Source organism: Psychrobacter sp. H26, from assembly GCF_059073035.1.
Window position 1 is genome coordinate 2,250,330 of the sequence record NZ_JCACRW010000001.1, and the last position, 15,171, is coordinate 2,265,500.

The 15,171-nt window shown below is 44.5% G+C and carries 10 protein-coding genes; 5 read left to right on the plus strand and 5 right to left on the minus strand.

The window, feature by feature from the left end:
- Window positions 1–188 precede the first annotated feature (188 nt).
- Window positions 189–2,741 (plus strand): DNA topoisomerase (ATP-hydrolyzing) subunit B, encoded by a 2,553-nt coding sequence (gene gyrB / locus AC5JPT_RS09335; RefSeq protein WP_493858461.1) that lies wholly within the window; start codon window positions 189–191, stop codon window positions 2,739–2,741.
- Window positions 2,742–3,081: 340 nt separating this feature from the next.
- Here gyrB and rlmF read toward each other — a convergent pair whose 3' ends face one another.
- The gene (gene rlmF, locus AC5JPT_RS09340; protein WP_493857883.1) at window positions 3,082–4,119 is read right to left on the minus strand and encodes a 23S rRNA (adenine(1618)-N(6))-methyltransferase RlmF; all 1,038 of its coding nucleotides are present in this window, start codon (window positions 4,117–4,119) and stop codon (window positions 3,082–3,084) included.
- Between the two features lie 65 nt (window positions 4,120–4,184).
- Window positions 4,185–4,892, minus strand: a complete 708-nt coding sequence (locus AC5JPT_RS09345; RefSeq protein WP_493857884.1) for a LysE family translocator — start codon at window positions 4,890–4,892, stop codon at window positions 4,185–4,187.
- A 260-nt stretch (window positions 4,893–5,152) separates the two neighbouring features.
- Between AC5JPT_RS09345 and AC5JPT_RS09350 the strand changes: the two genes are divergently transcribed.
- The 3 genes from AC5JPT_RS09350 to AC5JPT_RS09360 are packed head-to-tail and all read left to right on the plus strand — an operon-like array spanning window position 5,153 to window position 9,529.
- Window positions 5,153–5,953 (plus strand): crotonase/enoyl-CoA hydratase family protein, encoded by an 801-nt coding sequence (locus tag AC5JPT_RS09350; RefSeq protein ID WP_493857885.1) that lies wholly within the window; start codon window positions 5,153–5,155, stop codon window positions 5,951–5,953.
- A gap of 44 nt (window positions 5,954–5,997) precedes the next feature.
- Window positions 5,998–8,154 carry an McrB family protein gene (locus AC5JPT_RS09355; protein ID WP_493857886.1) on the plus strand — a complete coding sequence of 719 codons (2,157 nt, stop codon included), beginning with the start codon at window positions 5,998–6,000 and terminating at the stop codon, window positions 8,152–8,154.
- The gene (locus tag AC5JPT_RS09360; protein ID WP_493857887.1) at window positions 8,132–9,529 is read left to right on the plus strand and encodes an McrC family protein; all 1,398 of its coding nucleotides are present in this window, start codon (window positions 8,132–8,134) and stop codon (window positions 9,527–9,529) included. The genes AC5JPT_RS09355 and AC5JPT_RS09360 overlap by 23 nt, the downstream gene beginning before the upstream one ends.
- A gap of 203 nt (window positions 9,530–9,732) precedes the next feature.
- On the opposite strand, the gene AC5JPT_RS09365 is transcribed toward AC5JPT_RS09360, so the two are convergent.
- The gene (locus AC5JPT_RS09365) at window positions 9,733–10,227 is read right to left on the minus strand and encodes a cupin domain-containing protein (protein ID WP_493857888.1); all 495 of its coding nucleotides are present in this window, start codon (window positions 10,225–10,227) and stop codon (window positions 9,733–9,735) included.
- Between the two features lie 187 nt (window positions 10,228–10,414).
- Between AC5JPT_RS09365 and AC5JPT_RS09370 the strand changes: the two genes are divergently transcribed.
- A complete protein-coding gene (locus AC5JPT_RS09370; protein WP_493857889.1) occupies window positions 10,415–11,569 on the plus strand; it encodes a MalY/PatB family protein in 1,155 nt (384 codons plus the stop codon).
- A 135-nt stretch (window positions 11,570–11,704) separates the two neighbouring features.
- Here the strand turns inward: AC5JPT_RS09370 and AC5JPT_RS09375 are convergent, their stop codons facing one another.
- Both AC5JPT_RS09375 and AC5JPT_RS09380 read right to left on the minus strand, forming a co-directional pair.
- On the minus strand, window positions 11,705–12,766 hold the full coding sequence (locus AC5JPT_RS09375) for a hypothetical protein (RefSeq protein ID WP_493857890.1): 1,062 nt from the start codon (window positions 12,764–12,766) through the stop codon (window positions 11,705–11,707).
- Window positions 12,767–13,013: 247 nt separating this feature from the next.
- Window positions 13,014–14,996: a YadA-like family protein gene (locus AC5JPT_RS09380; RefSeq protein ID WP_493857891.1), complete on the minus strand. Its 1,983-nt coding sequence runs from the start codon at window positions 14,994–14,996 to the stop codon at window positions 13,014–13,016.
- Between the last annotated feature and the right edge of the window lie 175 nt (window positions 14,997–15,171).

Consider the following 15,171-nt stretch of genomic DNA (forward strand, 5'->3'; position numbering starts at 1 on the left):
ATATTCACCATCTATGTGCACTCAAGGTTTTGACGATAAAAGTTAATTTTAAAATGCCATCATAAAGCTTAGCCGTATAGGCGAGCTGATAAAGAAACAGCTGATAATGGCTAGATTAAGGAATGTACATGAGTGATTCATTACCTATTGACCACGAACAACTGACGTCAGATAGTGCTACCGAAACGATGGCCCCTGTGGTAGCGCCAGAAGGGTTGCCTTCTGATTATAGCTCTAAAGATATCCGTGTACTGCGCGGGTTAGAAGCGGTACGCGTGCGCCCTGGTATGTATATCGGCGACACTGACGATGGCACAGGCTTGCATCATATGGTCTTTGAGGTCGTGGATAACTCTATCGATGAAGCACTGGCCGGCCATTGTGATCAAATTGATATCATCATCCATGAAGACGAGTCTGTCAGCGTGATGGACAACGGTCGCGGTGTACCCGTTGATATTCATCCAGAAGAAGGGGTATCAGCGGCACAGGTCATCATGACGGTCCTGCATGCAGGCGGTAAGTTCGATGATAATAGCTATAAAGTATCGGGTGGCCTGCACGGGGTTGGGGTATCGGTCGTTAATGCGTTGTCCAAAAAGCTTGAGATGAATATCTGGCGTGAAGGTTATCACTACCATCAGACTTATACTGATGGGGTGCCTGACGCTGATATTCAGCAGATGGAAGCAACGGATCAAACGGGTACACAAATCCGCTTTTATCCGAGTAGTGAAGTGTTCACTGGTACGATTTTTGAGTATGATATTTTGGCAAAGCGCCTACGCGAGTTGTCATTTTTGAACTCTGGCGTGCGTATCGTTCTGACCGATGAGCGTATTGATAAGCGTCACGAGTTTGAGCACAAAGGTGGCTTGCTAGAGTTCGTCAGCTACATCAATGCGGGTAAAGACGGTATCAATGAAGTCTTTCATTTTACCAGTCAGCAGGATGACGGTATCAGTGTTGAAGTTGCATTACAGTGGACGGATACTTATAACGAAAAAGTATTGTGCTTTACTAACAACATTCCGCAAAAAGACGGTGGTACGCATCTATCAGGTTTCCGCTCAGCACTCACACGTGGCTTGAACAGCTATATGGATCGCGAAAACTTGTTTAAAAAAGAGAAGGTTGCGGCGACTGGTGATGATGCTCGTGAAGGGTTGACAGCTATTGTTTCGGTAAAAGTACCCGATCCGAAGTTTTCAAGTCAGACTAAAGATAAGCTGGTATCGAGTGAAGTAAAGTCTGCTGTCGAATCAGCGATGCATGATAAGTTCAATGATTATCTGCTCGAGAACCCAAGTGCGGGTAAGGCCATTGCCAATAAAATTATGGAAGCAGCACGTGCGCGTGATGCGGCTCGTAAAGCGCGTGAAATGACCCGTCGTAAAACTACTTTAGATATTGCAGGTCTGCCTGGTAAGTTGGCTGATTGTCAAGAAAAAGATCCTGTACTATCAGAGCTGTATATTGTGGAGGGTGACTCTGCAGGTGGATCAGCGAAGCAAGGTCGTAGCCGTAAGACCCAAGCTATTTTGCCACTAAAAGGTAAGATTCTAAACGTTGAGCGTGCACGCTTTGACAAGATGCTATCTTCTGCTGAGGTGGGTAATCTGATTACTGCACTAGGCTGTGGTATTGGCCCTGATGAGTATAATCCGGACAAAGTACGTTACCACAAAATCATTATCATGACCGATGCCGATGTGGATGGCTCACATATTCGTACGCTGCTACTGACGTTCTTCTTCCGTCAAACGCCTGAGCTAATCGAGCGTGGTTATGTATATATAGCTCAGCCACCGTTATACAAAGTCAAAAAAGGTCGTCAAGAGTTGTATTTAAAAGATGATGAAGCGCTGAAAGCGTATCTATTGTCGTCAACGATTGATAATACTAAGCTACATATCAGCGCTGATGCGCCTGCGATTACTGGTCAAGCGCTTGAGACATTGCTGAATGACTATAACCAAACGCAGCTTATCAAAGCGCGTTTGCAGATTCGTTTTCCAGCGGTGATTTTGGACGCGTTGACCCACACGCCAAAGCTCAGCACTGATATGACTTATGATAAGTCTGCAATGCAGGACTGGAAAGCAGCGATGCAGACGAAGCTCGATCATTTCGGTAGTGATTTAAGTCCTGAGATTGAATTGGTTAATATTCATGCGCCTCAGCCAGAAAACATGGACGCAGCAGCAGCCGATTTACTAGGTATGGCACCAGTACTAGGCGCTGAAGAAGGTGAAGTATCAGATAGTGAGGCGTTGTCTACTAAGGCTCAGTGGCTACCACGCGTCACGGTATACGTGCACCAGTTGGCGCATCATTATCTACTAGATGCCAGCTTTATCAACTCAGGTGAGTACAGCAAGCTGTTACGCTTATCGAGTGAATGGAATACCCTGCTTGAGGACGATGCTTTTATTCGCCGCGAGAGTAATAGTGGTAGTAAAGACATGCCGATACGCGACTTTGATTACCTGTGGCAGCAGATGATGCTTGACGCACGTCGTGGTCTATCGGTTCAGCGTTATAAAGGTCTAGGCGAGATGAATGCCGACCAGCTATGGGATACGACTATGGATCCTGAAAATCGCCGGATGCTACGCGTCACTATCGAAGATGCGATTGCCGCTGATCATATGTTCACTTGCCTAATGGGTGATCATGTTGAACCGCGCCGTATCTTTATCGAAGAAAACGCACTGACAGTGTCAAATTTAGACATCTAAATTTAAATTTGATCAGCAATAATATAAAAAATACCGCTTTGATAATCGAAGCGGTATTTTTGTTTCACATGAAACCTTTCTTATAAAGATTGCTATATCTAGCACTTGAGATAAGGTAAAAGTCATATGGCTACAAAGTCGCTCAATTAAATGACATTTTTCTTTTTTGCTGTATCAGTATCTCCAGAGGCTAAGAAAAATATCACTTAATCTTATTATCATCCCTTTATAAAATATGGACTATATCCCAAAATATTCCCAATAAAAAGCACCACTTTGATTATCAAAGTAGTGCTTTTCCGTTTCACGTGAAACTTGAACTAAGTGATATGTTTATCGATTATTCTTCATCGGTATCAAAACGCCAAGCGAGTACACGGGTGCTTTTTTGACCTTGGCTCATCTCAATGATACGCATTTGCGCAACATCCAGCTGCTTTAATAGCAGTTGCAAAGGTTTCACGTTTTCTGATTTTGAAACCAGTGTTGTGAACCATCCGACATGTTCAGCAAAGCTTTGGCTTTCTTTTGCCATCTTGGTTAAGAAAGCAATCTCGCCACCTTCGCTCCATAGCTCTTTATGCTGACCACCAAAGTTTAGGTTTTGCGCCGCGTTACCTGACTTGGTTGAATGACGGCTGATCTGCTCGCTTTCATTTTTACCACGATGGCGTTGCAAGTTGTGTTGCTTGCGGCTGTTGGCTTCCATCGCTTCTTCTAATGACGCGTGAAATGGAGGGTTACAAACCACCACATCGAAATAATCTTGACGACCGATGATGTTCTTAAAGATAAACTTAGGCTCAGGTTGCAGCTTTACTTTGACTGCGCTTTTTAGCTTAGGATTGGCGTCACAAATGAGGGCGGCAGTATTGACCGAAATCGGATCGATATCACTTGCGGTAAAGCGCCAGCCGTAGCTTTGGCTACCGACGATCGGGTAGATCGCACTGGCACCCGTACCAATATCAAGGGCATGAATCTCTTTGCCCGTTGGCGGTGTGTTGTCGGCATTGACATGCGTGGTTTGCGCGAGTAAATCCGCAATATAGTGGATATAATCGGCACGTCCAGGGATAGGTGGACATAAGTAGCCGTCTGGAATATCCCAAAACTTAACGCCGTAATAATTTGCCAGTAGCGCCTTGTTCAGCACGCGAACCGCTTGATGATTCGAGAAATTAATCGTCGGCTCGCCTTTGGGGTTGGTGATGGTGTGCTCAGCAAGCTCAGGCAACGCGCGTGTCAATACGGCAAAGTCGTAACGACCTTGGTGCGGGTTTCGCGGATGCAGCTGACCAAGTTTTTTGGCGGTCGCAGGCGATCGGTTTCTATGTTTGCTATTGGCAGGATTACGGGTCATGGGCTTACTTGTCATAATGTCAGGCTACGATATATGGATATAAGTCAGCAGTGTAGCAGATTTCACCGCTCACAAATGAGTTATCGATGACGCAAAATCAGGTTGAGTCCTAATACAATCATCGTGGACCCCAATACACGGTCGATCCAATGCTCAAAACGCTGAAATCGGCGGTGAATCGCAGGAATAGAGAGTAGCATCACCACGGTGCTAAACCATGCCATCTGCAATACCATCATCCATACACCATAGATGGCCAATTGCCAAAATGGGATGTCTGGCGATAAGACGAGGGTAAAGATAGCCACAAAATACACAGGCGCTTTTGGATTAAAGACATTACAGAAAAATCCACGGCGTAATGTGGCAACGGTAGGCTCAGCATTCAAAGATTCACTATTTACAGATTTGATATGCGTAGGGGCGTTTTGCTTCGCTTGTAAGTAATCAGTAGGTGCCTTCTCTTGCGTTACCGATGTTGCTAGTTCTGCTGACTTTTTTGGTTTTGCCTGAATACCTTGCCACCCTAGATAAATCAAATAGCCACCACCCAGCCATTTGATCGCGGTCAATAGCGGCTGCGAGTGAGCAATCACCGTTGCTAGCCCCAGCACCGAATAGATAATATGCACCGACAGCCCTAATGTAATCCCCAAACTACAAATCAAACCAGTACGGCGACCCTTAGCTAACGTCTGCTGTGAAACCAAGACAAAATCAGGACCGGGTGAGGCGGCTGCTAGTAAATGAACGCTCGTGATAAGCAAAAACCCATGCCAAAATTCCATAAAATACCCTGTACGCTACCTGAATCTGAATTATAGTTGCACTTATCGCAAATGAGGTCAACTTTTATCGATTAAGCTTCATGCAAGTCATCTCTACTGCTTGTGTTATGGCATCATGATGTCTATATTAAAAGTCAGATTAAAGACAGAACTATCGAAAAATCTCTATCAATATATCTCTATCAATAAGCAATCGAGATTGAGCGATGTGAGCGATATAACCACTTAATACAAAAAATTATTTCAACAAGGACAGTACCATGACAACGGACAGTAATACTCAAGACAATCGCATCACCTATGACACAGACGGCTACGTCTGCCTGATTGGGCTAAATCGCGCTAACAAACGTAACGCCTTTGACAGTCATATGATTGCTCAGCTCTCCGAAGCCATGAGCCGATATGAAAACGATGATCATTTACGCTGTGCGCTTATCTTCGCCCATGGTGATCACTTCACTGCTGGACTAGATTTGGTCGAGCTACAAGACAAGCTAAACGACGGTGTGTTTGAGTTTGATGACAATCAAATTGATCCATGGGGTATCAGTGGGAAGCTACGTACTAAGCCAGTAGTGGTTGCGGTAAAAGGCACATGCTTTACGGTAGCTATCGAGCTGATGCTCAATAGTGACGTGGTTATCGCCAGTGATAACTGTAACTTTGCTCAAATGGAAGTCCAACGCGGCATCATGCCATTTGGCGGGGCGACGGTACGGTTTGTCGCGGCGGCAGGCTGGCAAAAAGCCATGCCGTACCTACTCACGGGAAAAGCGTTCGATGCGCAAACGGCTGATCGACTGAACTTGGTCAGTGAAGTGGTGGCAAATGGGTCTGAATACGAGCGCGCATTAACGCTGGCACAAGAGATCTGTAAAGCCGCGCCGCTGGGTGTCAGAGGCGCACTATCCTCAGCGCAGGATGCGAGCCGCAATGGGGCTGCGACGGCACTGGCCAATATCCACAGCTATCTGCCACCGTTGTTTCATTCAGAAGATGCAAAAGAGGGCGTGATGGCGATGGTTGAGAGAAGGGAAGCTAAGTTTACTGGTAAATAGTTTTAGGAAAAATACTAAAAAATTATTAATTTATAGGAATAAATATGGAGCAGGTTGTCGTTAGAAGTGATGATTATAATTCTAATTCGCAAGTCACTAAGTATGAATGGTTAGAGATATTATCTAACGATAATTTTATGACCAATAACTATAAATATGTGCTGAGCATCTTCTTTTTAGAACCTGAGCACAAGGCAACCTGTAAATATTTAGCTGAGAAACATAATACCTCTCCTTTCTCAATCAGTGGGTTTATCACTGGGTTTAGCAGGGCTGTTCAAGAGCATTTAAATAGGTTTGAAATAACTACTGAGGAGGGTGATAAGACCTACTGGCTAGTTACAATGCTCGGTGAGAAGGTAGCGGGTAACTTGTTTGAATGGAAACTACGAAATGAGTTAGTTGAAGCAATGATGGAACTCGACTATATCAATGCCAATGCTATCAAAATAGACAGCATTGGTCATTTAGTCAGTCTTATAAACAAAGACGTTGGTAGTTTTAAAAAAGACTTTCTCATAGCGAGAAAAGAGCTGGTAGGTAATCAAAAGATCACTAACTCACAATTATTGTTTAAATATGATAGTGAAGATAGACAATGGGCGATCAATGAAGGAGCAGGCACCGAAGTTCAGTATCATATTTACTTATCAAATAATAAGATTGGTTATGGACTGGGGTTTAATACGCTGTACGTTAGATTTAAAGATGAAAAGACACCGATAGAATATATCAAACCTTATATGGATGCTTTTATAGCTTTGAAAAACAGTAACGAAATAACGAAGCTTACCGATAGAGATTTTGCATTGAGTACAAGCGATGTTGACTTCCGAAATCCTGTTGAGGATGAGCACTACTTATTCGGTCGAATTATAGAATTAGACGATGCACAGCAATTGTCTTTAATTGACTATTACTGCATCATAAATGACTTGAAGGGAGATTTATTTAACGCATATAAAAACATTTTTGAGTTTGCCAATAAGCTAAATTTGAACGGGAAAATAGCTACTCAAAAAATACAGCAGTTAATCACTCACCCACTACTTAAAGAAATTAGCGAGTTATTACTTGCTAATAAAAATCTCATACTTACAGGTGCACCTGGAACAGGTAAAACCTATTTAGCTAAAACGTTGGCTGAGGAATGGGGTGCAAAATATGAACTCATTCAGTTTCATCCCTCTTATGACTATACTGACTTTGTAGAAGGCTTACGTCCTATTCAAAATGAAAATGGAGAAGTTGGTTTTGAGCTACGAGATGGGAGCTTTAAAAAGTTCTGTAAAGAAGCCCTAAAATATCAAAATAATCAACAGTTAAGTAATTTTGAAGAAGTTTATCAAAGATTTATAGATGATATATCCGAAAGCGCTATAGACTTAGTGACGCCTAGCCATGGAAGTCCATTCACAATTATCGTGAACACGCGTGAAAATATCACAGCTGTTTTATCAAGTGAAACACAGAGACAAATCACATTAACTAAATCGTTGATACAAAATTACTTTGAAACAGGCAAAGCGCTCAACTGGAAGCCTTATCTGATTCCAGTATGCGAATACATCAAAAAAAACTATGACTTAACCCTTACCAATACAGATAATCAGAATAAAAAATTCATTATTATCTTGGATGAGATTAATCGTGCTGAAATCTCTAAAGTATTAGGTGAGCTTTTCTTCTCTATTGACCCTGGCTATCGAGGGGAGAGTGGTAGAGCCACTACTCAATATGCCAATTTGCAAACGGACGAAGATGTATTTAAAGAAGGTTTTTATATACCAGATAACGTCTATATCATCGGCACTATGAATGATATCGACCGCAGTGTTGAGTCTTTTGATTTTGCTATGCGCCGTCGTTTTGCATGGAAAGAAATTAAATCAGCAGATCGACTATCTATGTGGGAAGGTCAAATTGATGATTGGGCAGAGGAAGCAGAACAACGCCTAATGGATTTAAACAAGGCTATCGAATCTGTGCAAGGATTGAATTCGGCTTATCACGTTGGCCCATCTTACTTCCTAAAGCTTGCCAACTATGATGGCGATTTTGATAAGTTATGGACATATCATTTAGAGTCGCTACTTTTTGAATATCTGCGTGGTTATCCTAATGCTGAGCAACAGATTCAAGGATTAAAAGATGCCTATAATCTACAGTTAGGGTTTGATGATGATCGTAACGACGGATAATACCTCATTAATTTTAGGCTCTAATGAGCCAAACCTTAATAAAATTATAGATGATTTATCACTACTCGCTAGTAAAAATATTGGCGAGCTAGTGACCGCACACCCCAATTTATTGATTTTCCCTACACGTTTTGAAGATAACGAAGATGATGTTGCCAGTAAGCCAATCTTTGAATTAAATGTTAGTGAGTCTCAGACCGTTTTAGAGACAGGCAATGTCATGGGCTTTATTGGTGTAAAAGGTACACAGTTGAAAATCCAGTCCCGTTTTGCTCGGGCATCTGTTGTAGATAGTGATGACCAAGCCAATCAAGAAGAGGTTATTGAAGAAGATTATTTTCTACATTATATGCTGCAAAAAGTATTGTGTATTAACCTGTTTGATTTAAAGCACAGTAGAAATCAAACCAACCTATTTGATTTTTTAGTATATTTATTTCCTCATTTTCTTAAAAAAGCGCTCTCACAAGGCCTGTATAAAGAGTATCAAAAGCAAAGCTATAACGACAGTAGTCTCAAAGGGGCTATCGATGTCAAAGCCCATTTACGACAGAATCTGCCGTTTCGAGGCAATGTTGCCTACAGTGTGCGTGAGCATAGTTTTGATAATCCAATTTCCCAGCTCATTCGTCACGCCATAGAGTTTATCAAACAAAAACCCAATCTGAGAGATGTGTTGCATAGCGACAGCGAAACACTTGATTTCGTCAATCTGATTGTCCAACATACTCCGTCATATCATGTACGTGACCGGCATACTATTATCAATACTAACCGTAAGCCTTTTGTACATCCTTACTTTACGGAATACAGTGGCCTGCAAAAAATCTGTCTGCAAATTTTACGTTATGAAGGTTTGAAATACGCTAACGATGATGATAAAGCTCACGGCATTTTGTTTGATGGAGCGTGGTTATGGGAGGAGTACCTCAACACACTACTACGTCCTATCGGATATGACCATCCCACTAATAATAACCGACAAGGTGGTATCAAGGTCTATGCTCAAAAATTTTCAGGTAATAACGTCCGTCGTTATCCTGACTTTGTGAAAGACAATCGTATTATTTTAGACGCTAAATATAAGCGCATGAAAGATAATAAAATCGATAGAGATGACCTTAATCAAGTCCTGTCATACTTGTTTTTGTATAAAGCAGATATTGGAGGTTATATTGCCCCTACAGAAGAGGATAACTTGGCGCTAAATATGGGATTGCTTAATGGTTTTGGTGGCAGTATCCACAAATTTAAGCTCTCTATTCCGCAAAAAGTCACAAGCTATCAAGTGTTTAAAAACGCTATTGCTGAGAATGAAACTAAGCTGATTAATGCTATTAAAGAGCTGTCTTCTGAGCAAAATAATAATGAATAGTTTGCAATCATATAATAGTCATTTCGAGAAGCGTTTTAGCCCTGACAGTAGCGGCTATCCTGCTTGAATAGGCGTGTTGCGAAGGCTAGGTTTTGGGGCAGTATCGTGACCAAACAGGAATGACCCAAACCGTAGCCTCGCCACGCCTAGATAAGCAGATAATAGTGGATGGCAGGATTGGCTACTTTCTGCCATTACATATTTTATATCTCACCCAAATCTTCCAAATCCACATACTCTTTTTTACCATGTATCTTATACATCTTACGATTAATATCGGGATATAGGGTGATGTCAATCGGTGGTCGGCTGCCGCCCATCAAATAAGTGGCATCGGCATCACTATCATTGCGCATCGAGTGCGCCGCACCATGTGCAGGGAACGCCGCAAAGTCGCCAGCCTTTAGCTGATACTGCTCATCACCATAGCGTAGTGACAGCTCGCCTGACAGCACATATATGAACTCATCTGACTCCTCATGATAGTGATGTGTCGTCGTCTCATCGCCTGCCTCTACTCGCACCAGATGCAAGCCAAACTTGGTCAGACCGACAATATCACTGAGCGACACCGTATGGCGAATAGCGTGCTCGTTGAACTGATGGATATGCTTGGTCTCGGCAGTGTTATCGATATCGGATTTGGTTAAGACATATGTTTGCGTGTCTGTAGATGGCTTTTGTTCTGTCGTCATCATCGATCTCCATGATTTTTATTTTGAGTTCACACAGTCATTATCTAATAGTATTAGGTTGCAAAAAGTACAAAGTAGGCATGATTTTGTTAATGTCATCGCGCGTTTGTCTAATTCTCACAAAGCAATTGGTGATGATGCGATTCCTGTTGTACTCTAGGCCATTATCTTTAGATTTAGGAGCGTGCAGGTGTCATATAACTTTGATGAAGTCGTCGACAGACGGGATACAGGGTCGCTCAAATGGCATTATAGCGATGACACGATTCCGCTATGGGTGGCAGATATGGATTTCAAAGCTGCCCCGCCTATCTTAAACGCGATCGAGCAAGCCGTGCAGCATGGCATATTGGGTTACACCAAACCCACCAAAGCACTATATGACGCAATTATTAATTGGCACGGCAGTCGCTATGATTTGGCGCTTAATCAAGAAAATATATTGTTCTCACCGGGTGTCGTGCCAAGCCTAGCGCTAATGATGAATGTCTTCACCGATGTAGGGGATGCGGTACTGGTCAACGCTCCGATCTATACGCCATTTATGAGTAAGGTTGAGCAAAATGGGCGCACGCTCATTACTTCCTCGTTACAAGAGAGCGAGAGCAAATATCGTTTGAATTTGGTCGATATCGAAGCCAAGATTATCGAGCATAATGTGAAGCTATATTTACTTTGCAATCCACACAATCCGGGCGGGCGTGTGTGGACAGCTGATGAATTGAACGCACTGCTTGCTACTTGCAAAAAGCATGACGTGGCGATTGTCAGTGATGAGATTCACCAAGATTTGACCCTGAATGGACATACTTTTACGCCGTTTTTAACACTAGCGGCAGGATATGAGCATAAGGTGGTGAGCCTAACTTCTATGACCAAAACCTTTAATATCGCGGGTATCAAAGGCTCAATGATTTTTGCTAAGGATGCAGCATTAATCCAAAAAATCAATCAACAGCAGCAGCTAAACGACGAGTATGAACTGAATTTATTTGCATACACAGCGATGCGTAGTGCGTATAGCGAGGGCAGGGACTGGTTGTCGCAGGCGCTGGATTATATTGAGGGTAACATTAATTTAACCATGCAGTATTTCGCTGAGCACTTGCCTAAGATCAAGGTCATGCGTCCAGAAGCGTCCTATTTAATCTGGCTAGATTGCGCAGCCTATAGTCAAGACGATCAACAACTTTATAATGCTCTGCGTGCGGCAAAAGTGGAGCTCAACGCTGGAATTAAATATGGTGAAGAAGGGCACTCAAAAATGCGCCTTAACGTGGCTTGTCCTCAAGCGGTGTTGGTAGAGGGATTAAACCGCATCCATCACGCTTTTAGCACTATATAGTTCCTGTATATAAAAGCTATATACAGGGGCTATTATCAAATGACTTGCTCACAGGTTTCGTCACAGTGAGATATAAAAAACCCCGCAATAGCGGGGTTTTTTATTGTTGATAGAGTGAGTTGTAATTTTCTCGTATTATTGAGCTGATTTATAATAATCAACAAGCATGGTACCTAACGTGCCGTTCTCATCAATCGTTACGATACTGACTTGACCTGTCTGTGAGGCGGTACTTGATTTAACTTGTCCTGCATTACCCAAGACGACTTGATGTTTATTGGTTGCTTTAACGCCGTTACCGATAGCGATGCTGTTCAAACCGCTAGCAACTGAGATATTACCGATAGCAATAGATGCTTCACCCTGTGCCGCAGCGGCTTCACCAACTGCCGTTGCACGTATGCCACTAGCATTGGCTAGGTGACCAAACGCTTGCGCGCGCTCGCCCGTGGCTTTTGATTTCCAGCCGATAGAGGTGGAGCCTAGACCTGCTGCATTGGCTTCGCCGCCAACCGCTGTGGCAGAGTTCATGCCAGCATTGGCTTTGTTACCGACCGCGACAGTATCGTTAGTTCCACCAGCCATCGCGGCTTCGCCGACCGCTGTTGCGCGTACACCGCTAGCATTGGCTAGATGACCAAATGCTTGTGCACGCTCAGCCGTGGCTTTTGACTGCCAACCGATAGAGGTAGACCCTAGGCCCGCTGCATTGGCTTCGCCGCCGACCGCTGTGGCAGAGTTCATGCCAGCATTGGCTTTGTTGCCGACTGCGACAGTATCGTTAGTTCCACCAGCCATCGCTGCTTCACCGACTGCCGTTGCTCGTACACCGCTAGCATTGGCGAGATGACCAAATGCTTGCGCTCGCTCAGCAGTGGCTTTTGACTGCCAACCGATAGAGGTAGATCCTAGACCTGCTGCATTGGCTTGACCACCGACCGCTGTGGCAGAGTTCATACCAGCATTGGCTTTGCTACCGATAGCGACAGTATCGTTAGTACCGCCAGCAGTTGCTGCGCTACCACAGGCAATGGCAGACTTGACGTTGCTAGTAGCACCCATAATGGTTTGGGTATTGGCATCATTGATCTGACATTCAGCTGCCATCACAGCGGTAGTGCTTAAAGACGCTGCTGCAACTGTTAGGGCAAGAGTGCTGATCTTTCGTGCTGAGTATGACGAGACTGCAATTTTCATAATTTTTTCCTCTGTTAAAATAGTTAAAGACTTCCTAGTTGTTTTGATGGAACCGTAAACACGTCTCTGTGAAACGAATTTTTATCTATATTGAGTAAACCTCTAACGCTAAAAGATATCTACCTCGCTATGTTCAAATACGCATGCAGACGAGGTAAATATCCGTGTATTGACTAGCCCATATATCAATTAATAGACGAGCCAGTTGCTAAGCCAAAATTATCAAACGAAAATCACTAAGCAACACTTACCAAGCAAAGGTTACCCCGCCGCGTGCGCCTACTTTACCAGTGTCAGTACCGAAACCTGCACCAGTTGAGATAGTGATACTATCACTGACTCGACCAGCGAATGAGGCGCTGATGGCTGCGCTACTATTGTAATAACCCGTACCGATAGTCATGGCGTAACGCTTACCTGAAGGAATCACTGGGGTTTCCATCGATAGAGCCATCGCAATACCATCTTCCGCTTCATCTAAGCGGTCTTCTTGACGGTTGTATTGACTACGCAAATCGTTGAATTGTCTTGATGTTGCTAGGGATTCCATATTAAGAGTACCTAGCGTACCACTTGCATCCGCTGTCACAATATTGGTTACGCCAGATTGTGATAGAGTGCTCTCTTGCAGTTGGTTTGTGCTACCTAAGACGATTTGATTGTCGTTTGCCGCTGCAGCACCGTTACCGATAGCGATACCGTTTGAGCCACTAGCAGATGACTGATTACCCAGTGCTACTGAACCTGAACCTTGTGCTTGCGCAGCTTCACCCACAGCAGTAGAGCGTTCGCCAGTTGCAGATGCTAGATGACCGAATGCCTGTGCACGAACGCCACTAGCGGTTGACTGCCAGCCGATTGCGGTCGCACCCGCTTGCGTTGCTTGGGCTTGTGCGCCGATAGCAGTAGAAGAGGTACCAGAAGCGGTCGTTTGACGCTCGCCACTTCTATCACCACCGACCGCTACACCATCGAGACCTGAAGCGACTGAGTTATTACCAATAGCAATTGCATTGTCTGATTCAGCACTAGCATCTTCGCCTACAGCAAGTGAGCGTACGCCAGAAGCACTGGCTAGATGACCAAAAGCCTGCGCCCTCTCTGCGGTAGCCGTTGCACGCCAACCGACAGCGGTCGCACCTGCAGTCTCACCCGTAGAAGTTAGAGAGCCTGCGTTTAAGTCTGTACCATCCGCCACTGTTCCGGTAAAGGCTTCGCCGCCCAATACCGTCGTCGAATTACCATTGGCTTGAGTCTTGTTACCGATAGCCACGGTATCGTTAGTCCCGCCAGCAAAAGCGTCTTCACCGACTGCGGTAGAACGAACACCAGTAGCACTGGCTAAATGACCGACTGCGGTCGCTCTCTCTGCCGTAGCCGTTGCACGCCAACCGAGGGCAGTCGCACCTGCTGTCTCGCCTGTAGAAGTTAGAGCACCTGCATTTAAGTCTGTACCATCAGCCACTGTTCCAGTAAAGGCTTCGCCGCCTAATACCGTCGTCGAATTACCATTGGCCTGCGTCAAGTTACCAACAGCCACGGTATCATTGGTCCCGCCAGCAAAAGCTGCTTCACCAACTGCAGTAGAGCGTACACCATTTGCTTGAGCCAAGTGACCGAATGCTTGCGCACGCTCTGCATTTGCACCCGACTGCCAACCGATAGCAGTGGCACCAGGACCAGTTGCTACTGACTCACCACCAACCGCTGTCGTAGAGTTGCCTTGCGCGCTAGCACCAGCACCGATTGCTACAGCGTCATTACCATTGGCATTTGAGCCAACACCATCTTCGTCTAAGTTCCCGTCATTATTGACATCATTATTACCACCAATCGCGATAGCACCGTTACCTGTCGCCGTGGCATCCTCACCGACAGCAACTGACTGAACACCGATTGCAGAGGTCTGATGACCCAGTGCGGTTGATCGATTGCCTGCAGTAACTGCTTGCCAGCCGATAGCCGTTGCACCTGCACCATTTGCCGCTGACTCACCGCCAACGGCTGTAGTTGAGTTACCAGTTGCCGTAGAGTCTGTACCGACAGCAAGCGCATCTACACCTGTTGCAGCCGCATTGACACCGCACTCTAGAGCGGTGGCGTCAGTGCCTGCATTACAGTCTGGAGTGGTATCAGCAAAAGCAGAAACCGAAGTCAATGTTGCTGCAGCAACTGCTAAAGTGAGTGAGCTAAGCTTAAGTGCTGAGCGCTTTGAGAAGTCCTTTTCCATAATCTTATTCCTTTGATAAAAGCTCCTACGAGCTTTTTAGTTGGTACGGCAGGTGTGGGTAAAGGTGTATCAAACCCTGGATATATAGGGCGGTTATCTAAATGATTTAATGGTTTATTGTCTCTGTGATAGTAAGAACCTCTTAACAATGTACACGTCCTAGCAACAAAAATCG

What these genes read in the sequence shown, in the direction of transcription:
- gyrB (WP_493858461.1), top strand. Translation starts at nt 189, where the DNA reads ATGGCCCCTGTGGTAGCGCCAGAAGGGTTGCCTTCTGATTATAGCTCT.
- rlmF (WP_493857883.1), bottom strand. Translation starts at nt 4,119, where the DNA reads ATGACAAGTAAGCCCATGACCCGTAATCCTGCCAATAGCAAACATAGA.
- AC5JPT_RS09345 (WP_493857884.1), bottom strand. Translation starts at nt 4,892, where the DNA reads ATGGAATTTTGGCATGGGTTTTTGCTTATCACGAGCGTTCATTTACTA.
- AC5JPT_RS09350 (WP_493857885.1), top strand. Translation starts at nt 5,153, where the DNA reads ATGACAACGGACAGTAATACTCAAGACAATCGCATCACCTATGACACA.
- AC5JPT_RS09355 (WP_493857886.1), top strand. Translation starts at nt 5,998, where the DNA reads ATGGAGCAGGTTGTCGTTAGAAGTGATGATTATAATTCTAATTCGCAA.
- AC5JPT_RS09360 (WP_493857887.1), top strand. Translation starts at nt 8,132, where the DNA reads ATGATGATCGTAACGACGGATAATACCTCATTAATTTTAGGCTCTAAT.
- AC5JPT_RS09365 (WP_493857888.1), bottom strand. Translation starts at nt 10,227, where the DNA reads ATGATGACGACAGAACAAAAGCCATCTACAGACACGCAAACATATGTC.
- AC5JPT_RS09375 (WP_493857890.1), bottom strand. Translation starts at nt 12,766, where the DNA reads ATGAAAATTGCAGTCTCGTCATACTCAGCACGAAAGATCAGCACTCTT.
- AC5JPT_RS09380 (WP_493857891.1), bottom strand. Translation starts at nt 14,996, where the DNA reads ATGGAAAAGGACTTCTCAAAGCGCTCAGCACTTAAGCTTAGCTCACTC.